This is a genomic window from Lentzea californiensis (assembly GCF_024648825.1).
In the GTDB taxonomy this organism is placed as follows: domain Bacteria; phylum Actinomycetota; class Actinomycetes; order Mycobacteriales; family Pseudonocardiaceae; genus Lentzea; species Lentzea californiensis.
In genome coordinates, this window is sequence record NZ_JANBBE010000013.1 from 32317 (window position 1) to 50972 (window position 18656).

The 18656-nt window shown below is 67.6% G+C and carries 16 protein-coding genes and 6 tRNA genes; 15 read left to right on the forward strand and 7 right to left on the reverse strand.

Annotation, left to right across the window (positions count from 1 at the left end; genetic code table 11):
* The first annotated feature begins 2 nt into the window (after positions 1-2).
* A complete protein-coding gene (locus tag LX88_RS34895; protein WP_258952059.1) occupies positions 3-2501 on the forward strand; it encodes an ABC transporter permease in 2499 nt (832 codons plus the stop codon).
* Positions 2502-2628: 127 nt separating this feature from the next.
* Here LX88_RS34895 and LX88_RS34900 read toward each other — a convergent pair whose 3' ends face one another.
* Both LX88_RS34900 and LX88_RS34905 read right to left on the reverse strand, forming a co-directional pair.
* Positions 2629-3285: a response regulator gene (locus tag LX88_RS34900; RefSeq protein WP_258952060.1), complete on the reverse strand. Its 657-nt coding sequence runs from the start codon at positions 3283-3285 to the stop codon at positions 2629-2631.
* Positions 3273-4496 carry a sensor histidine kinase gene (locus LX88_RS34905; protein WP_258952061.1) on the reverse strand — a complete coding sequence of 408 codons (1224 nt, stop codon included), beginning with the start codon at positions 4494-4496 and terminating at the stop codon, positions 3273-3275. The genes LX88_RS34900 and LX88_RS34905 overlap by 13 nt, the downstream gene beginning before the upstream one ends.
* A 250-nt stretch (positions 4497-4746) precedes the next feature.
* Between LX88_RS34905 and LX88_RS34910 the strand changes: the two genes are divergently transcribed.
* The 3 genes from LX88_RS34910 to LX88_RS34920 all read left to right on the forward strand — a co-directional run bounded on the left by LX88_RS34910 (position 4747) and on the right by LX88_RS34920 (position 7833).
* Positions 4747-5886: a serine hydrolase domain-containing protein gene (locus LX88_RS34910; protein WP_258952062.1), complete on the forward strand. Its 1140-nt coding sequence runs from the start codon at positions 4747-4749 to the stop codon at positions 5884-5886.
* Between the two features lie 226 nt (positions 5887-6112).
* Positions 6113-7357, forward strand: coding sequence for a serine hydrolase domain-containing protein (locus tag LX88_RS34915; protein ID WP_258952063.1), 1245 nt, complete (start codon positions 6113-6115; stop codon positions 7355-7357).
* A gap of 215 nt (positions 7358-7572) precedes the next feature.
* Positions 7573-7833 (forward strand): tyrosine-type recombinase/integrase, encoded by a 261-nt coding sequence (locus LX88_RS34920; RefSeq protein ID WP_372511489.1) that lies wholly within the window; start codon positions 7573-7575, stop codon positions 7831-7833.
* Positions 7834-7952: 119 nt separating this feature from the next.
* On the opposite strand, the gene LX88_RS34925 is transcribed toward LX88_RS34920, so the two are convergent.
* The 4 genes from LX88_RS34925 to LX88_RS34940 all read right to left on the reverse strand — a co-directional run bounded on the left by LX88_RS34925 (position 7953) and on the right by LX88_RS34940 (position 9925).
* A tRNA-Val gene (locus LX88_RS34925) sits at positions 7953-8024 on the reverse strand.
* Positions 8025-8080: 56 nt separating this feature from the next.
* The gene (locus LX88_RS34930) at positions 8081-8503 is read right to left on the reverse strand and encodes a TIGR02611 family protein (protein WP_258952064.1); all 423 of its coding nucleotides are present in this window, start codon (positions 8501-8503) and stop codon (positions 8081-8083) included.
* Between the two features lie 22 nt (positions 8504-8525).
* A complete protein-coding gene (locus tag LX88_RS34935) occupies positions 8526-9308 on the reverse strand; it encodes an anti-sigma factor (protein ID WP_258952065.1) in 783 nt (260 codons plus the stop codon).
* Positions 9305-9925 carry an RNA polymerase sigma factor gene (locus LX88_RS34940; RefSeq protein WP_308203479.1) on the reverse strand — a complete coding sequence of 207 codons (621 nt, stop codon included), beginning with the start codon at positions 9923-9925 and terminating at the stop codon, positions 9305-9307. The genes LX88_RS34935 and LX88_RS34940 overlap by 4 nt, the downstream gene beginning before the upstream one ends.
* A gap of 256 nt (positions 9926-10181) precedes the next feature.
* Between LX88_RS34940 and LX88_RS34945 the strand changes: the two genes are divergently transcribed.
* From LX88_RS34945 to LX88_RS34990, 10 genes are all read left to right on the forward strand, one after another.
* On the forward strand, positions 10182-10607 hold the full coding sequence (locus LX88_RS34945; RefSeq protein WP_030477975.1) for an SsgA family sporulation/cell division regulator: 426 nt from the start codon (positions 10182-10184) through the stop codon (positions 10605-10607).
* A 107-nt stretch (positions 10608-10714) separates the two neighbouring features.
* Positions 10715-10787: transfer RNA gene (locus LX88_RS34950), tRNA-Gly, on the forward strand.
* 40 nt (positions 10788-10827) lie between these two features.
* Positions 10828-10899, forward strand: a tRNA-Cys gene (locus tag LX88_RS34955).
* Position 10900: 1 nt separating this feature from the next.
* Positions 10901-10972: transfer RNA gene (locus LX88_RS34960), tRNA-Val, on the forward strand.
* A 201-nt stretch (positions 10973-11173) separates the two neighbouring features.
* Positions 11174-11246 (forward strand) — tRNA-Gly (locus tag LX88_RS34965).
* Position 11247: 1 nt separating this feature from the next.
* Positions 11248-11319, forward strand: a tRNA-Val gene (locus tag LX88_RS34970).
* Positions 11320-11479: 160 nt separating this feature from the next.
* Entirely contained in the window at positions 11480-12088 is a 609-nt protein-coding gene (locus tag LX88_RS34975; protein ID WP_258952066.1) for a TIR domain-containing protein, read from the forward strand.
* The gene (locus LX88_RS34980; protein ID WP_258952067.1) at positions 12073-13713 is read left to right on the forward strand and encodes a KGGVGR-motif variant AAA ATPase; all 1641 of its coding nucleotides are present in this window, start codon (positions 12073-12075) and stop codon (positions 13711-13713) included. The genes LX88_RS34975 and LX88_RS34980 overlap by 16 nt, the downstream gene beginning before the upstream one ends.
* A gap of 11 nt (positions 13714-13724) precedes the next feature.
* Positions 13725-14333 carry a hypothetical protein gene (locus tag LX88_RS34985; RefSeq protein WP_258952068.1) on the forward strand — a complete coding sequence of 203 codons (609 nt, stop codon included), beginning with the start codon at positions 13725-13727 and terminating at the stop codon, positions 14331-14333.
* Positions 14330-17518: an ATP-binding protein gene (locus tag LX88_RS34990; RefSeq protein WP_258952069.1), complete on the forward strand. Its 3189-nt coding sequence runs from the start codon at positions 14330-14332 to the stop codon at positions 17516-17518. The genes LX88_RS34985 and LX88_RS34990 overlap by 4 nt, the downstream gene beginning before the upstream one ends.
* A 41-nt stretch (positions 17519-17559) precedes the next feature.
* Here the strand turns inward: LX88_RS34990 and LX88_RS34995 are convergent, their stop codons facing one another.
* The gene (locus tag LX88_RS34995) at positions 17560-18174 is read right to left on the reverse strand and encodes a hypothetical protein (protein ID WP_258952070.1); all 615 of its coding nucleotides are present in this window, start codon (positions 18172-18174) and stop codon (positions 17560-17562) included.
* 216 nt (positions 18175-18390) lie between these two features.
* Between LX88_RS34995 and LX88_RS35000 the strand changes: the two genes are divergently transcribed.
* The gene (locus LX88_RS35000; RefSeq protein ID WP_090066917.1) at positions 18391-18570 is read left to right on the forward strand and encodes a hypothetical protein; all 180 of its coding nucleotides are present in this window, start codon (positions 18391-18393) and stop codon (positions 18568-18570) included.
* Positions 18571-18656 lie beyond the last annotated feature (86 nt).

The following is an 18656-nucleotide window of genomic DNA, read 5'->3' on the forward strand; positions in this document are numbered from 1 at the left end:
CGATGCTGAAGTTAGCCGCGAAGATGTTGCGCCACCGCAAGGGCAGCGCGGTCGCCACCCTGCTGGCCTTGACGGCCGGAGTGGTGATCTTGATGTCGATGGGACTGCTCGTGGAGTCCGGCCTGCGGTTCGAGGCCGCGTCGCAGCGTTACGCCGCAACGGACGTCGTCGTCGCCAATCGCGACATCACGCTCACGACGAACGGCCAGGAGGCCACCGCACCGCTGCCTGAGGGAGGCACCGTCCCGGCCTCGATGGTCGAACGGCTCCGGCAGGTACCGGGCGTGGCCACCGTCGTGGCGGACACGTCGTTGACCGCGATCTTGGAGAACGGCGGGGCCACCGGACACGGGTGGAGCAGCACGGTTCTCACCCCCTACCAGCTGACCAAGGGCGCCCAGCCGAAGAACGACAACGAGGTCGCGCTGGACGAACGCGTGGCCGGCTCGGTGGCACCAGGCGACGAGGTCCCTGTTCTGATGGAGGGGACGGCACGCGTGTACCGGGTCAGCGGCCTCGTGCGCAACGCCGGTCCCCGGCCGGGCCCCGACACGTCGCCCGCGGTGTTCTTCACCGACGAGCACGCGGCGGCCGTGTACCCGCGGCAGGGCCAGGTCGACGCCGTCGGCGTCATCGCCGAGCCAGGTGCCTCCAGCGCCGCACTGGTCGCCGACGTGCGCAAGCTGGCCGCCGAGGCCGGTGTCAAGGCATACGCCGGTGCCGAGCGCGGGCAGCTGGAACAGTCAGCGGACCTGGCGGCCGGCGACATGCTGATCCAGCTGGGCATCATCTTCGGCGGGTTCGTGGTGCTGCTGGTGATGTTCGTCGTGGCCGGAACCATCGGCCTCGCGGTCCGGCACCGGCGACGCGACCTCGCTCTGCTCCGGGCCGTCGCCGCGACTCCAGGCCAGATCTCCCGGCTGATCCTCACGGAGGTGGGGCTGCTCAGTCTGCTGTCGGTCGTGATCGGTGTGCCCTCGGGCTGGTTCGCCACTCGATGGGTGCGCGGGGAACTGGTCGACCGCGGGTTCATCCCGAGCACGTTCCCGTTCAGCGGCGGGGCCCTGACCGCGGCCGCCGTGGTGGGGGCGACAACGGCGGTGGCGGTGGGGGCCGCGCTGATCGCCGCGCGTCGGACGATGCTGATCCGCCCGACAGAGGCGCTCGGCGAGATCGCCGTGGAATCCAGCCGGAACAGCAAGATCCGCCTGGTCGTCGGGTTCGCCACGCTGGCCGGTGCCGTCTACCTGACGACGCTCAGCACGACGCAGAAGGGGAACGCCGCCCTCGGCACCGCGCTCGGCATGTTGTTCGCGCTCGTCCTCGCGGTCGCCCTGCTCGCCCCCTGGATCAACCGGGTGGCCGCCCGGCTTCTCGGCCCGGTGCTGCGCGCGGTGTGGGGCGACAGCGGCTACCTGGCCGCGGCGAACCTGCGCGCCAACGCCCAGGGCATGGTCACCGTGCTGACCGCACTGGTGCTGACGGTCGGCCTCGGTGGCTCGATCTGGTTCCTCCAGGACAACCTGGAACGACAGAGCGTCACCCAGAACGGCGCCGGGATGCTCGCCCAGCACTCCATGAGCTCCGCCACCAGCCTGCCTGAGACGGCCCTCGCAGAGATACGCGAGATTCCCGGCGTGGTGGCCGCCACCGGAGTGCGGAACACCTCGATCATCCTCGGAGGCGGGGAAGGCGGTGGTGTGCAGGCGATCGATCCGGACGGCGTCGAGCACACCATGGACCTCCAGGTTCGCAGCGGAAGCCTGGCCGACCTGCGGGGGCCCACCATGGCGGTGTCGGCCCTGCAAGCCGATTCGAACGGCTGGAAAGTCGGCGACCAGGCCGAGGTGTGGCTCGGCGACGGCACACCGGCCACCCTGCGCATCGTCGCGATCTACGGCCGGGGCATCGGCTTCGGCGACTTCACCGTCACCAAGGACGTCATCGAGGGCCACACCGCCTCCACCGGCTACGAGCGGATCCTCGTCCGCGCCGAACCGGGCACCGACATCACCACCGCGCTGGCCGACGTCACCGACCGGCACCCCGGCAGCACCGTGACGAACACGGCCGGGCTCACCGGCCGGCTCGCCAACGACCTGGCGCTCAGTGCTTGGTTGAACAAGCTGCTGATGGGCATCATGATCGGTTACGCCGCCATGGCCGCCGCCAACACGATGGTCATGGCCGCCCTCACCCGTGGCCGTGAACTGGCTTCACTGCGCATGGTCGGCGTCACCCGGAAGCAGGTGAAAAGAATGGTCCACGCGGAACAGTCCGGCCTGCTCGGTGTTTCCCTGCTCATCGGCGGATCCATCGCCGCGCTCACCCTGATATCGGTGGTGCGCACTCTCACCGGGCAGAGCATTCCTTACGTCCCCCCGCTGGGATGGGTGTCCATCATCGGCGGCACGACGCTGCTCGCCCTGCTCACCACCGTCCTGCCCATCGCACGACTGCTCCGCGTCCCGCCGATCGCCGGCATCGGCGTCAAGGAGTGACGGCCACCGGGGACGGCAGACGTCCCCGATCTGGTTGAGCGACAACCGAAGGGCGCGTTCGCACCGCGGGACGCCCTTCGGCTGTCGTCGTCCAGCGCGCGGCCGGAAAGGACCACGCGAACCTGCGCTACCTCGGTCCGCTGCCCTCGAGGTAGCGCAGGACCGCGGTGACGCGCCGGTCGGCCCGGTCGTCGGGTGCGAGGTCGAGTTTCGCGAAGATGCTGCGGATGTGCTTGTGCACTCCGCCTTCGGTGATGACGAGCTTCTCGGCGATGGCGGTGTTGCCGAGTCCTTGGGCCATGAGCGCGAGCACGTCGCGTTCCCTGGGGCTCAGCCGGCCCAGCGCACTGGTGTGCGGGTTGCGGGCCAGCAGCTGGCCGACGACTTCGGGGTCCACCGCGGTGCCGCCGCCGGCCACCCGGTGCAGCGCGCTCAGGAACTCGTCGACGCGCCCCACGCGTTCCTTCAGCATGTAGCCGAGCCGGCTGGCGCCGCCGGCCAGCAGCTCGGTGGCGAACGTCTGCTCCACGTACGCCGAGAGCACGAGCACCGCGAGACCTGGCCGGCGGCGGCGTGCCTCGACGGCCGCCACGATCCCCTCGTCGGTGTGGGTGGGCGGCATCCGCACGTCGACGATGGCGACGTCCGGCTCGTGTTCGGCCACCGCGGCCAAGAACGATCCCGGCGTGTCGGTGGTGGCCACCACGTCGAGCGACTCGGCGCGCAGCAACAGCGCCAACCCCTCGCGCAGCAACGGGTCGTCCTCCGCGATCACGATCCGCACGGCAGCTCCACTCGCATCGTCGTCGGCCCGCCGGCCGGGCTGTCCAGGGTGAAACGCCCGTCATAGGCCTCGATCCGCCGGCGGATACCGGCCAGGCCCGACCCGCTGCTCTCGTCCGCGCCACCCCGGCCGTCGTCGCCGATTCGCAGCAGCAGCCGATCGCCCTCCCTGGCCACCTGCACCACGGCTTTCGCGGCGTCGCTGTGCTTGGTCACGTTGGAGAGAGCCTCGGCTATCACGAAGTAGGCGGTGGCCTCGACGGAGGCGGCGCACCGGCCCTGTACGTCGACCGTCATCTCGCACGGCACGCCGCAGCTGCTCGCGAGGCCGTCCAGGGCACCGGCGAGCCCGCGGTCGGCCAGCACCGGGGGCAGGATGCTGCGCGCTACCGCACGCAGCTCGGAGAGCGCCTGTTCGGCGGCGTCCTGAGCTCGGTCCAGCGCGGCATGGGCCGCGGCGGGGTCCCGGTCCACGGCTCGTCGCACGGCGCCGAGCAGCACGTTCACCGCGACGAGCCGGTTCTGCGTGCCGTCGTGCAGTGACCGCTCGATGCGGCGCAGCTCGGCGGCGTGCGCGTCGAGAGCGGCGGCGCGGGTGGAGGTCAGCTCAGCGACTCGCAGCGAGAGGTCGGCACCGGCGGGTGGCGCCAGCAGGTGCCGGCCCGGCCACTCCTGCACCCGGACGAGCGCCGGCCCGAGCGCGACGATGAAGGCGCCGCAGAGCACGCCGCTCAGCGCCACGACCAACGCGCCGGCCAGGTCTGTGACGTCCCAGAAGATGTCCCAGAAGATGAAGCTGGGGGTGTTGTCCACGGGCGGCAGCAAGCGGTACCAGAACGGGTACGTCGTGTTCTGCAGCATCGTGACCGGCATCGCGATTCCGATGAACCCGGCAGCAAGGCCCACCGCGGCGTGCAGCGGCAGCCAGGCCAGCTCACGCCGCACAGCCACGTCGCGCACCGCGGCCCGCGCCTCGCGCGGCACGGGGCCGGGGTCGAGAACGTCGAGCCGGGCCCGTTCCCGGTTCGCGACCGCCCGCAGCAGGCGCAGAGCGGAGGGCACCAGGAGAATGCCGATGCCGACACAGCTGAGCAGCACGACCACGCCGATCCAGACGAGGACGGCCACTGCGAGCAATGCCGTGCCCAGGCCACCTATCAGGCGCGCAACGGTATCGAGCGACGCCCACAGGCGCTGCCACACCCGTGCCATTCGACCTCCCCGAGCCGGGACCCTATCCGATCAGCACAACTCCACATCGGACCGAGCCGACCTGCCCCGGCTTGGTGGTGCCACCACTACCTCGGTTGTCCAGCGAGCTGGATTGTCCACTCGGGAGGAGATGAGCAGCCTGGAGCCAGTCGGTCATCGCAAGATCGACGTCCGTGGAACCCAGGAGTTGTCTGCCTTGTTCACATCCTCTTCCCAGCGATATCGACCTTTCTCCTCGGTGTATCGCCGCATGGCCACGACGGCGGCGGCGGTCGCGGCGGGCGGTCTCGCGTTCGCCGGCCCGGTCCCAGCCGCCCAGGCCGAGCCCCGCCGCGATGCGGTCCAGCAGAGCATCGACAAGGTCGTCGGTGCCGACCGGCACCCAGGAGCACTGGCCGCTGTCCGGGACCGGCACGGCCGGACCCGCCACTACACGGCTGGGCTCGGCGACCTGCGGACCGGCGAGCAGGTACCGGTGAACGGCAGGGTGCGGATCGGCAGCGCGAGCAAGATGTTCACCTCCGTGGTCGTGCTGCAGCTCGCCGGTGAGGGCAAGGTGGAGCTCGACGCGTCGATCGAGAAGTACCTGCCGGGCCTGGTGCGCGCCAAGGGCGTGGACACCACCAAGGTCACGGTTCGCCGGCTCCTGCAGCACAACAGCGGCCTGCCCGACTACACCAACTCGATGTTCGCGCCCTTGGGCGACTTCTTCCCGTACCGGCACGTCTACCTCGAACCGCGCGAACTGCTCGACCTGGCGAACGCCAGGGAGGACGGCGGGCCCGCCGGCGGCGGCTGGTCCTACAGCAACACGAACTACGTCCTGGCCGGGCTGATCGCCCAACGGGTCACCGGTCGCCCGTTCAACGAACTGGTGACCACCAGGGTCATCGAGCGGATCGGTCTGCGCGACACGTACGTGCCCGAGGTCGGCGAGCAGGACATCCGCGGCCGGCACCCCCAGGGCTACCAGCGCACCATCGGAACCCGCGAACTGGTCGACTTCACCCGGATGGACCCGAGCTGGGGCTGGGCAGCCGGTCAGCTGGTCTCCACACCCGACGACCTCAACACCTTCCTGCGCGCGCTGCTGGGCGGCAAGCTGCTCGAACCGGCCCAGCTGGCCCAGATGCGCACCACCATCCCGCTGGACCCGGAGACGAAGTCGGGCCCCGGCTACGGACTCGGCATCTTCAGCCTGCCGTTGAGCTGCGGAACGGTCGCGTGGGGTCACGGCGGCGACATCCCGGGCTACGCGACCCTCAACGCGGCCACCGATGACGGTCGCGCGGCGACCCTCACGGTCACCTCGCTCAACGGATCGGTTATCGACGATTCCGTCGCCGCGGACCGGGGCGCACTCATCGACGCCGCGCTGTGCGCGAAATGACCTCCGGTCTCAGGACCGCTTGCCAGGCCTGAGAACCAGCGAGCGGTAAGGGCTCTGTCGTGGTGCGGTGACGCGCCATGGCAGAGCCCTTGTCGTTGTGCGGGGAATCGGGCCGTCGGTAGTGCTGGCTGTACTGCGGTTGTGCAGCACGGGGGATCGCGGGGCCGTTGGGGCGGCGGCAACACTGAGCGTGTCAGTGCAAACAGTCCATTTTGGAGAGTGTGTCTTGTCGAAAGGTCTGAGTCGCCCGGCCGGAACCAGCCCGGGCCCCGCGCGCCGGCGTCGTGGTGCGGCGATCGCGGCGATCGCGGCGGTGGCGGTCGCCGGACTCGCGGTCACCTCGGTGGCGTCGGCGGGTGCGTGGGAGCAGAGGTCGAAGCCGGGTCAGGACAAGACGCTGCAGGCGGGTCTCGACGCGCTGGTCAAGGAAGGCGGGGTCCAGGACGGCTTCCTGCCCGGGGCGCTGATGTCGGTGCGCAACCCTGACGGGCGGGTGACGAACTACACCGCCGGGGTGGGGGACATCCGGACGAAGTCGAAGGTGCCCACGGACGGCTACGTGCGCATCGCAAGCAACACCAAGATGTACACCGCGGTGGCCGTCCTGCAGCTGGCCGGCGAGGGCAAGCTCGCACTGGACGACACGGTGGAGAAGTTCCTTCCGGGTGTGGTGCGGGGTACCGGTGACGGTGCGGCGATCGACGGCCGGAACATCACCATCAGGCAACTGCTGAACCACACCAGCGGGCTGACCCGCGCAATGCCCCTCATGCCCCAGGGCATCCTGCCGATCAGGGATCGCTACTTCGACGCCCGGGAGTTGCTGGACGCGGCGCTGACGCAAGCGCCCACGTTCGCTCCAGGACAGGACAGGGTGTGGGAGTACAGCAACGCCGGGTACGTGCTGCTGGGTCTGGTGGCGCAGAAAGCGGCGGGGCGGCCCCTCGCCGAGGTGATCACGGAGAAGATCATCAACCGGATCGGCCTCAAGGAGACGTACTACCCGGGACCGGGCGACCGCGAGATCCGCACGCCGCATCCGCGGGGCTACCTGCCGAGCAGCGACGCCAACGGCAAGCCGATCCCCGGTGAGCTGACCGACATCACCCGCTTCGACCCGTCGATCGCCGGTGCCGCGGGGCAGATGATCGCCACCCCCAGTGACGTCAACAAGTTCCTCGTCGCCCTGCACGACGGCCAGCTGCTCAAGCCCCAGGAACTGGCGGAGATGAACCGCACGATCGAGGCACCCGGCTTCCCCCCGGGGTGGAGCTACGGCCTGGGCGTCATCAAGATGGCCCTGAGCTGCGGCACCACCGCCTACGGCCACGGCGGCGACGCCGACGGCTACCAGACCCGCACCGCGATCACCACTGACGGCCGGGCGGTCACCGTAGCGGTGACGAACGACGAGCCCGGCCGCGCCGAGGTCCTCGAGTTCTTCGACAAGGCCTTGTGCGCCAAGAAGTAGTAGCTGTTGTGCTTGAACACGCTCGCCGGCCGGTGCGATGGAGGAACCAACGCACCGGCCGGTGAGCTTTGTCGGAAAGAACTGACGGTCTGACGACGCTCGTCCACAGGACAACGCGCGCCGGTTCGGGTCCCTGAACAGCGGCGTGCGCCGCTGTTCAAAGGGATCGTGCAGGTCTTAGGCGTACCGAGCTCTGCTGGGAGGACGGTCGGCCGATTTACCCGGACACGATCACTGAACAGTTCAACCGGCTGGTGGACCGCGCCAAGGTGCCGCTCATTCGACTGCACGACGTCCGGCACGCCTACGCCACGATCTCGCTGCGGTCCGGTGTGCACCCCAAGATCGTGAGCAGCCGGCTTGGGCATGCGACGGTCGCGTTCACTCTCGACACCTACACCGAGGACATCCCGGACTTCGATGCGGGGGCGGCGGAGAGCATCAGTGGCCTATTCCTGCCGAAGGAGGCCGACTGACCTTGTAGACCCCGTTTGTGTACGGATTTGTGTCCCGCAGGCCGATGCGGGCAGTTGTTGGCGCGTGCGAAAACCGGAAGACCCCTCATCTGTGCAGATGAGGGGTCTTCCGGCTGATATGGGCGATACTGGGATCGAACCAGTGACCTCTTCGGTGTGAACGAAGCGCTCTCCCGCTGAGCTAAACGCCCGTGTTCTGTTGTCGTGCTGTCCCGCTCTCGCGGTGTGGCCATAGCCTACAACATCATCAACGAGAACCAAAAATCGGGCTCTGCAACCAGCTCCACTCGAGGCCGAACCAGCCGCCTACCAGCGCGAACACGTTCAGGAAGTAGCAGGTCACGAGGACGATGGCGCAGACGCCCGCCATCACCAGGCCGCGGACCCAGGACGGCTGGCGCTTGAGCCACTCGACCCAGCGGTCGTAGTAGCGTTTGGCGAACTTGAGGACTCGGCCTGCCCACTCGAACTCCGTGGCGAGGATGGCCAGGCCCGCGAACACCACGAGCCAGCCTGGGCCCGGGTACGGGATCATGATGACGCCCGCGACCAGGACCAGGCCGCCGATCACGCCCACGCCGATTCGGTAGGCCAGGTTCAGCGCCGGGTTCCGGTGGAACCAGTGGCGCCAGCCCTTGTGCTCTTCGGGCTTCACGTCGGGCTTCGTCATGTGTCGATCATCCTGTTGGGATTCAGGCGGGTGCAACCTGGCCGCCCGCTAGCACTTCCGAGGGTTTCGGAGGGGCTTGGCGGCCTGGTTCGAGCGACACCGCGAAGGTCGTGTGCTTGTGCGCGTCGGAGGACCAGACCAGCAGTTGCGGGTCGGTCGAACCGGCTCGTACGTCGAACACCGCCAACGGTACCGGCGCCGGGGTGCTTGCGCCCCAAACTACGTAAACGTGTCCCGAGTCGTTCGGTTTGAGGCTGGTCGGCATCACGGCGGCAGAGGTCGGGTTCGAGAGGACCACTGCCACCTCGTCGCCTGAGCCTGTGCGCAGGACCGCTCTGTTCGTCGACGGGTCGGCGGCCAGGGAAAGGGCCTTGTTCAGGTCGTTGGTGCGGGCCTCGGAGGCCCGTACCTGGTTCGAGAGCTGGTTCACGCGCACGCCCAGGTAGCCGGCGCCTGCCAGCACGGCCAGTACTGCCGCGGCGGCCAGCAGGACGCGGCCTGTGCGGCGGCGGTGTTGCGGGCGCAGCGGGATCGGCGCCGCGTGGCGCGGGGTGTGCTGGACGGGCACTTCCTGGGGGATGTGCTCGATCTGCTCCATCAGCTTCGCGCGCAGGCGCGGTGGTGGTTGTTCCTGGTGGACCGCGCTGCCTATGCCGGCCAGCACCTCCTGCGTCGCCTGCACGGTGCGCTGGCAGGTGGCGCAGGTCGGCACGTGGTCGCGCGCCACTGCTTCCTCGTCTGGCTCCAAGGAGTGCATCGCCCAGCCGACGGCGAGCTCCTCGTGAGCGCACAGGTCGCCGTTCACCGGTGAACTCCTGTCGTCTCGCCGGTTTCTCCGGCCCACAAGTTCCCCAACGTGCCTCTAAGGCGTCTGATCGCCGCGAACGTGCGCGATTTCACAGTCCCCAGCGGGACGCCTGTCAGCTTCGCCACCTCGCACTGCGTGTAGCCGCCGAGATAGGCGAGCGCTATTACTTGGCGCTGTTCTTCCGGCAACGTGTGCAGGGCTGCTCTGACCTCGGCGCTCACCACGCTGACCAACGCTGCGTGGTCGGAACCTTCGGCAGGAGGGGAGATGTCGTCGGTGAGGGGAACAGTCCGACGACGCTGAGTGTTCTCCTTACGTACGGCGTCGACCGCGCGGTGGTGCACCAAAGTCATCAACCAGGTGCCGAAACTTCCGCGGGCGGGGTCGAACCTGGCGGGGTGCCGCCAGAGCGCGAGGAAGGCTTCCTGGACGACGTCCTCGGCCAGTTCCGGGTCCACGCAGATGCGCCTGGCCAGCGAATATGCTGGTGTGCCGTACCTGTCGTACAGCTCACCGAACGCCGACCGATCGCCCTGTGCGAGTCTTTGCACGAGCTCGAAATCGGTCGGCCGGCCGTCGCTCGACGCAACGGTTGGGCCGGGCGAGTCAGCCACCAGAGATGTCCTCACGTCCAACATTCGCGCAACAGCCGGTACCGGGTTCAGGTTAGACCCAGCAAGATGGGAGTCGCTGAACACCGGCTAACGAGCGAGGAGGCCACGGAGCGCGTGCAAACGGTCGCGTTGCGGAGTCGAGCTGACCCGATGGGGTGATCTGGACCCGATTCACGAGCGTTCCTCGCCACATGCACGTCACAACTAAGGTGCTCGGTCGTTTCATTGACCGGGAAGGGAGAAGAGGGTAACGACGATGCGCAACGATCACGTGACGCTCCGCTCGACAGCGGTCTTCGACCTGCTGGCACCGAGGACCCCTGCGGTCCCGGTTCAGGTGGAGCTTCGATACGACACGAAGGACCCGTACGCGGTCGTCGCCGCGTTCCGCACCGGCCGCGCCGGTTGGGTCGAGTGGGTGTACGCCCGCGACCTGCTCGCAGACGGTCTCATCGCCGACGCCGGCGACGGTGACGTCCGGATCCGCCCCGCCGCCGACGACCCCGAGGTCGTCGTGATCGAGCTGAGTTCGCCTTCCGGGCACGCCATGTTCGAGGCGTCCGCTCAGGAACTCGCCGACTTCCTCGACCGGACATACGACGTCGTCGTGCCGGGCAACGAGCACCTCTGGGTCAACGTCGACGAGGCGCTGACGCACCTCATTTCGAACGACCTGAGCTGAAAAACCCGAGGTAGGGGGCCCGCGATGGCGAAGCGGGCACCCCCGGTGAAACCCGCTTGATCCCCTCGTATAAGCTTCGTTTCAACATCATGAAGTCAGTGGTGTACGCGGATGTAGCGCAGTTGGTAGCGCATCACCTTGCCAAGGTGAGGGTCGCGAGTTCGAGTCTCGTCATCCGCTCTGTGGTTCCACGGTGTACTTTGCGTGGGGTCATGCTCCTGGCGGAGTGGCCGAGTGGCTTAGGCAAGGGCCTGCAAAGCCCTGTACACGGGTTCGATTCCCGTCTCCGCCTCGGACGATTAGCTCAGCGGGAGAGCACTACCTTGACACGGTAGGGGTCACAGGTTCAATCCCTGTATCGTCCACTTTGGATCGACAGCGGGGCCAGGTGCACAGAGCACCTGGCCCCGCTGTCGTTTGCGCTGTCCGGGGCCGCCGACGTGGCGGCGAATGAGTCGCCGGTCAGATGTCACTACCTGCGGCCGAGCGCTCGGGATCAGCCGATTTGGAGCTTCCGGGGACCGTCGGATAAAGTTCCTCTCGCACCACGGGAAACCGAGGCGCACGCGGATGTAGCGCAGTTGGTAGCGCATCACCTTGCCAAGGTGAGGGTCGCGAGTTCGAGTCTCGTCATCCGCTCGGACGATTAGCTCAGCGGGAGAGCACTACCTTGACACGGTAGGGGTCACAGGTTCAATCCCTGTATCGTCCACTCAACGCAGAAGCCCTCGATCGAACATGATCGAGGGCTTCTTGCTGTTCGCGGCACCCTCTCGCCCGCCCAGTTTATGTCCAATTATTGGTCGGAAGGGCTGAAAATGCCCACTTTTTTGTCTTTTATCGCGGCATAGTCGCATCTACTGTTGGTCGCTGTGTCCGGCTATCAGTTCGATTTCTTCATCAGCTACAGCCGCCAGGGCAGTGTGCAGAAATGGCTGCTGAACCACTTCTACAACAAACTCGTCGAGTGTCTCGCCGACGAGTGCGCGCCCGCGCCCAAGGTCTACATGGACCGGTTCATGCCGAAGGCGGTGGAGTGGTCGCACAACCTGGAGACCTCGCTGCGGCGCAGCAAGATCATGATCCAGGTCATGACGCCGCACTACTTCACGTCCGGCTGGTGCATGGCGGAGCTCTACAGCATGCGGGCGCGGGAGGACCTGCTCGGTTTCGCGAGCGCCAAGATCCCCCAGGGCCTGATCTACCCGATCCTCTACTCGGATTCGGAGAACTTCCCGATCGAGGAACGGATGCGCAGTTGGCACGACTTCAAGGAATACGCGCATCCCGATCCGGTTTACCAGCAGACCGTTCACTACTTCCAGTTCCACAAAGAGGTGAAGCAGCTGGCGCGCGATCTGGTCGAACTGGCGGACCAGGTTCCTGACTGGGAGCCCGACTGGCCGATCGTCGAACGTCCAGACCCGATCGTCACTCCGCGAACGCCCTTGCCGAGGTTCAAGCCATGTCCGGAACCGTGATCACGTTCTACTCCTACAAAGGCGGTGTCGGGCGCAGCTTCACCTTGGCCAACACGGCGGTGTTGCTCGCTCGGTGGGGTTACCGGGTGCTCGTCATCGATTGGGACCTGGAGGCACCAGGTCTTCACCTCTACTTCCGCCCGCACCTCGCCCAGATGCCCGACAGCGGCGTGGTCGATCTCACCTACGACTTCATCAGGAAGGTCGAAGCACCCGGATCACACACCGTCCGGGTCGATGTCGAGGGCGGCGTGCTCGACCTGATGGCCGCCGGCAAGGTCGTCGGGAACAAGCTCGATGCCTCCTACACGTACCGGATGCAGGAGATCGACTGGTCGCACCTCTACGAGCAGGGGTTCGCCGCGTTCCTCGAAGACCGCCGCGACGAGTGGACCGCCAAGTACGACTTCGTGCTGATCGACAGCCGGACCGGTGTCTCCGACATCGCGGGCATCTGCACCGCGCAGCTCCCGGACCGCCTGGTGGTGGTGTTCACCGCCAACGAGCAGAACCTCAACGAGGTGGTGGACATCGCCTACCTCGCGGACATGGCGAGGGATCGGCTGCCCTACGACCGGCCACGTCATCAGGTGATGCCGGTGCTGTCCCGGCTGGACAACCGGATGGAGTACCAGCGGGCCGAGGAGTGGCAGCAGAAGTGCGTAGGGGTCGTCGCCCCCTTGTTCGACAACTGGCTGGTCAAGGGGGTCACCCCGGAACAGATGGTGCGGCATCTGACGGTTCCGTACATCTCCTACTGGAGTTTCGGCGAACTGCTTCCCGTGCTGGCAGAGCGCCCTCCGTCGCCGGACCAGATCTCCTTCGCCCTGGAGACCGTGGCCGCGGTGATGGCGCACGAGTTCGATCGGACCGACCTGCTGGCCGACAACCGTGACGCCTACGTCGCGGCCGCTCGCACGCGGCGGCGCAAGTTCGACTGGGATCTCCTCGTGTCCAGCCCGCGAACGCTGTGGCGCACGGGAACGGAGCTGATCACCGAGCTGCGACTGCTCGGCGTGACGGCGGACAGGTCGGTGTCGGGTGATCCGGAGTTCCTCGATCAGACCGGTGACCCCGCCGAGCACCTCTGTCTCGTGGTCGACGGCGAGCTGAGCCGGTGGCAGCTGACCGAAGCGGAACGGTTCATGCGGCGCACGCTCGGGCCAGACGGCGCCCAGCGGCAGATGTTCTGCCTGCTGACTCGCGGAACGGACCGCGAGCGGTTGCCCGGCTTCCTGCGCAGCCTGAGACACCTCGAGTTCGACCGGACCTCGCGTCCCGTCCGGGTGGCGCGGGAACTGCACGACCTCATCAGAGCGACACCGGCCCCCGAGACCGAACCGGACCTCGAGGCCCTGCGCGGTGCTGAGGCGGCTCTGAGGGAGCTGCCCGAGTTGCTGCCGTACGCGGAGAGGTTCGCGCTCATCGACGAGACGGTGCTCGGCATGGCCTCAGCGCTCGACGACGGGGACATGGACCTGCTGCGCGACCGATCGGCCGACCTCCTGCTGCTCAGCAAGTCCCACCGCGACGGTGCCGGGATCGAGGTACCGGTGCGACTGCGTGCCGAGGTGGGCGCCCTGCTCACCCGGATCGATCGACGAATCAACGCGTTGACGAACTGAAAGGCGGCGTGATGCCGGAGACGTACGGCCCTCAGGCACGGGCGGCACTGATGCAGCTGATGCTGGAAGACCGCGCCATCGAGCACAAGGAGATGAACGACCGGTTCAAGATCAAGCTGCCGCCCAAGGAACGCGGTCCGCTGAACGACGACGAGTTGATGTCGACCTCGAAAGAGGGCCGCAGGCTGGTGCACGAGATCACCGACAAAGGTGTCGAGTGGTGCATGAACGACCTCGTGGGCGGGGAAGGGCCGGCCAGCTCGGGACCACTGGCGCGGGCGCACACCGAGATTCTTCGCCGTGCCATCGGGTTCCTCCACCGGCGTGGCCTGCTCTCCGAGGCCGTTCGTTCGGGCGACCTGCAGTCGTTGATCCGCGCGGCCTACGCCGATCTGGCCACCGCGCCGGAGGACTGGATCCGTCTGGCCAGGGTCCGTCCCCGGTTGAACGGCGCCGGCAAGAACGAGGTGGACGACGTGCTGCTGGAGATGATGAAGACGGGGACCGTCCACCTGGCACCGGACTCGAACACCAAGATGCTCACCTCGGAAGACCGTGCCTCGGCGGTTCGGATCGGTGGTGAGGACTTGCACCTCATCGCGATCGAGGAGTCGTCATGACCGCCCAGTTGCGGGAAGCGCTGGCCGCACTGCGCTTCAACTCCGCCGAGACGCCCGACGACGTCTGGCAGACCTCGCCGTCGCACGTCGACGGTCTGCACCCGAGGGCGGAGCACCGCATCAGGACCGGTATCGCGGATGCCAAGGCGAGCAACGGTCCCAGCCCCATCGGGCTCGCGTTGCAGGGACGCAAGGGCATCGGGAAGACCCACCTGCTCGGCTCGGTGCGTCGCATGGTGCAGCGGGAAGGCGGGTACTTCTTCCTGATCGAGCTCACGTCCGGTCAGATGTTCTGGGACGACGTCGCCGACGCGATGCGCAGCGAACTGCTCAGGACCAACGATGACGGCGACTTCCAACTGACGGTGTTGCTGAAGCAGTTGTGCGAGCGGGCGAACGCCTCGGAGGAGGTCACGAGGGCGGTCCTGGGTGAGGCTCCGTTGATTCCGGACGACCTCCGTGTGCTGCTCAACGGCCTGCGCCAGGTAGAAGGCCGGATCGCGGTCGAATGCGGTGACACGGTCAAAGCGCTCGTGCTGTACGCCTCCGAGCACGCGGAGATCGGTCGTGCCTACCTGGAAGGACTGGACGAGTCGCAGGACGAACGTCGTCACTGGGGCCTGCCGGTCAAGCCCAAGCGCCCGCAGACGCTCGTGCGGGACATCTCCCGCATCCTCGCGCTGACGGGTCCGTGCGTGGTCGCCGTCGACCAGCTGGACACGCTCGTCAACAAGAGCCAGGAAGCCTTCGACGAGGAGACGACGAACAGCGAGCTGGCACAGGAGATCGCACTCATCTCCGACGGGCTGATGCAGCTCCGCGAGACCACGAGGCGAACGCTGACGGTGGTGGCGTGCCTGCCCAACACCTGGGTGCGGCTCGGGTCGATCGCGAGCGACACCGTGGGCGACCGCTTCACCACGACCCCGATCCTCGTCGCCATCACGGATGCCGAGCTCGCCCGCGTCCTCGTGGAGAAGTGGCTGGGCTCCATCTACCAGCGCAAGGGGATCACGCCACCGCACCCGACGTGGCCAGTCGCTCCTGAGGCGTTCAGATCCTGGCAGCCGATGACTCCACGAGAGCTGCTCAAGCGCATCCACGCGCACGCGGAAAGCTGCTTCCACGGCGATATCAGGGAGCTGCGCTCGTTCGAGGAGCAGCCCCCTCAGGAGCAGCCGACCCAGAAATCGGCGCGGAAAACGGCCAAGAAGCCCGAACAGGCTCCCGTCACATCCCCGGAGCAGGAGCCCGACGACCTGGCCGAGCTCGACGCCGAGTTCGAAAGACTGCGCGCACTGGCCAGTCTGGCGGCGGCGGACGTCAAGCCGCACAACGAGGACGAGGTCATGCCGGCGTTGCTGCTGGCCGGCCTGAAGTCGTGGGTCACCGAGATCGGCAACGACGACCTGACCTGGCATCCGGAACCTCAGGCCGACGACAACAGCCTGCACGCGGGGCTGCGCCACACCGTGGACGAGGAGAAGGACGTCGAGGAGCGCTGGGTGTTCCGGCTCATCGCCAGCAGCCACGGCAACCGCGTGCTGCGCAGGTTGCGGGACGCCCGTGCCGCGGCGGCGATCGTCCGGGGCCGTCACCTGATCCTGATCCGCAACGGCTCCAAGGGGTGGACCGGCGCCAAGACGCGCGGCGAGGTCGCGGAGTTCGAACGCGCCGGCGGCAGGAGCATCGACGTTTCCGACGACGACCTGCGGACTTTCGGTGCGCTCAAGGAGATGTGGTCGACGCAGAGCTATCAGCTGTTCGCGTGGCTCGCCGCGCGCAAACCGGCCAGCAGCACCACGTTCCTGCGACAGATCATGCCTGGTGCGGTACGGACCACCGCGAGGAGCGGTCACCAGGAGACACGCCCTCCGCCGGCGCCGGAGATGCCACAGCCAGAAGAACCGCAGCGGGCGAAGCCGGAGAACCAGGCTGCGAGACCAGAACCGCTGCAGGAGCAGGGCGGCGGTGAGATCGTGCTCGGGATGGACGGGGAGATCCGGATCGAGCTCGAGTCGTTGCGCAAGCACGCGATCGTGTTCGCCGGGTCCGGTAGCGGTAAGACGGTGTTGTTGCGCCGGATCGTCGAAGAGTGTGCGCTGCAAGGGGTTTCGGCGATCGTGCTGGACCCCAACAACGACCTGGCGCGGCTGGGGGATGCGTGGCCCGAGGTGCCGGGGGAGTGGCGGGCCGGGGACGAGGCCAGGGCCGCTGAGTACCTCGCCGGTACCGAGGTCGTTGTGTGGACGCCTGGGCGGTCCGGTGGGCGGCCGCTGAGTTTTCATCCCTTGCCTGATTTTGCGCTGGTGCGCGGGGACGAGGACGAGTTCGGGGCGGCGGTGGAGGCCGCTGTGGCCCGGCTGTTGCCTCATGCGCGGATCGCCAACGGGACGAAGTTCGCTGTTCGGGGGCGGGCTGTGCTCAAGGAGGCGTTGCGGTACTACGCGCGTGACGACAGGCGGGATCTGAACGGGTTCGTGGACCTGCTGGCGGAGTTGCCGGAGGGTGTCAGCAAGTTGCACTCCGCGGCGGCCACGGCGGCTGATCTCGCGGAGACGTTGCGGGCCGCGATGGTCAACGATCCTCTGCTGGCCGGGCAGGGGGAACCCACGGATCCCGGTGTGCTGCTGGAGCCGGCGCCGGGCAAGAAGGCGCGGATCTCGGTGATCAGTTTCGTGGGGTTGCCGTCCGACGAGCAACGGCAGGGGTTCATCAGCCAGTTGCAGCTGGAGGTGTTCGCCTGGATCAAGCGGAACCCGGCGGTCGATCGGCCGCTCGGTGGGCTGATGGTCATGGACGAGGCGCAGACGATCGCGCCGTCGGGTCAGGCGACGGCCAGCACGCAGACGACGATCCTGCTGGCGTCGCAGGCCCGGAAGTACGGGCTGGGGCTGTTGCTCGCCACCCAGGCGCCGAAGGGTGTGCACAACCAGGTCACCGGCAACGCGACCACGCAGTTCTTCGGGCGGTTGAACAGTCCTGCTCAGATCGCCGCGGCCACGGACATGGCGCGGGCCAAGGGGAGTTCGATCGCGGACATCTCCCGGCTGGAGCGGGGGCAGTTCTACGTCACCGGGGACACGTTCGGGTTCCGGCGGATGCGGGCGCCGTTGTGCCTGAGTCATCACCCGCCGAGCCCGTTGCGGCTCGAGGAAGTGGTCGAGCGAGCCGGCAGGCAGTGAAAAGGGCGGTGTCCCCGACGGGGGCACCGCCCATTTTCGCGTTACGAGGCCAGCATGTCTTCGATCCGCTGGTGCAGCGTGGAGAGCAGCTCGGTGGTGCCGCCCAGGACGACGAAGTTCACGGTCTCGTCGCGAACCTCCACCGCGTACACGGTGTCGCCCGCACGTTCGACGCGGACCGCGATCGTGGTGTCGCCGAGGTGCAGGGTGCCGGAGAGGTCGCGCTTGGCACCCGCGGCGGCGAACTGTTCGGCCAGAGAACGCAAGGGGCTCGTGGCGGGGACCTCCTCGGTCGTGGGCGCCACCTCGGGCTCGGTCGCCACCTGAGCGACGGACACCCGTTCCCTGCCCGCCGTTTCGGCCGCCTCCACTCGACTGACGAGCGTGTCGACCAGACCTTCGTCCGTGCGCAGGAACGATGACGGCGCGGGGGCGTCACCTGTCAGCACGGGCAGCACGTGCTCGTCGCCGTTCACCACCAGTTCGTCCACACTGGACACGAAGGGCACGAAGAAGCGCACTCGTGCCTCTGGCAGGTCGTTGCCTTCCAGCACGGTCAGGCCGCGTTGCCGGCACGCCTCGACCACCTCGCCGACCACGGCGCGCTGCTCTTCTGCGAACGACACGGCGATGTCGTAGGTCGCGGATTCGGTCACTCCAACCTCCTCGGTGAGGCCGGCCGGCGGCCGGGTGCGCGCAGCATCCACGCCGGGTGTCGACCAGAAGTGGATGAGGAGTGGACGTGTTGACCACCTCGGTGGGCAACGGGAAACACCTGTTGTTGCGAATTCTGAAGATGAATCCTCGAAGTAGCCCGCAGAACGGCGGGCGAAATCCCGAAATCAATTGCGATTTCCTTCGGAGGATTCGTCATGTCCAAAATCGTGTCCACTTTCGTCGCCGGTGCCGCCACGCTGGTGACCGCGCTCGCTGTCGCCGCCGCCGTTTCCGGTGGCGGCACGGCGAACGCGGACGACACCCCGCCGCCACCTCCCACCACCACGACCACCACGGAGAACCAGAACGGCGGCGGCAACCCGTGGCACGGATGACATAGCCGCTAATGCGCCCTGGCCATTTTTTGTCATGGCCAGGGCGATTGCGCCGGGCAGATTCTGGTGATGTACTCGGCTGACGC

What these genes read in the sequence shown, in the direction of transcription:
- LX88_RS34930 (WP_258952064.1), bottom strand. Translation starts at nt 8,503, where the DNA reads ATGACGAAGCCCGACGTGAAGCCCGAAGAGCACAAGGGCTGGCGCCAC.
- LX88_RS34945 (WP_030477975.1), top strand. Translation starts at nt 10,182, where the DNA reads ATGCGCAACGATCACGTGACGCTCCGCTCGACAGCGGTCTTCGACCTG.
- LX88_RS34980 (WP_258952067.1), top strand. Translation starts at nt 12,073, where the DNA reads ATGTCCGGAACCGTGATCACGTTCTACTCCTACAAAGGCGGTGTCGGG.
- LX88_RS34990 (WP_258952069.1), top strand. Translation starts at nt 14,330, where the DNA reads ATGACCGCCCAGTTGCGGGAAGCGCTGGCCGCACTGCGCTTCAACTCC.
- LX88_RS34905 (WP_258952061.1), bottom strand. Translation starts at nt 4,496, where the DNA reads ATGGCACGGGTGTGGCAGCGCCTGTGGGCGTCGCTCGATACCGTTGCG.
- LX88_RS35000 (WP_090066917.1), top strand. Translation starts at nt 18,391, where the DNA reads ATGTCCAAAATCGTGTCCACTTTCGTCGCCGGTGCCGCCACGCTGGTG.
- LX88_RS34910 (WP_258952062.1), top strand. Translation starts at nt 4,747, where the DNA reads ATGGCCACGACGGCGGCGGCGGTCGCGGCGGGCGGTCTCGCGTTCGCC.
- LX88_RS34985 (WP_258952068.1), top strand. Translation starts at nt 13,725, where the DNA reads ATGCCGGAGACGTACGGCCCTCAGGCACGGGCGGCACTGATGCAGCTG.
- LX88_RS34895 (WP_258952059.1), top strand. Translation starts at nt 3, where the DNA reads ATGCTGAAGTTAGCCGCGAAGATGTTGCGCCACCGCAAGGGCAGCGCG.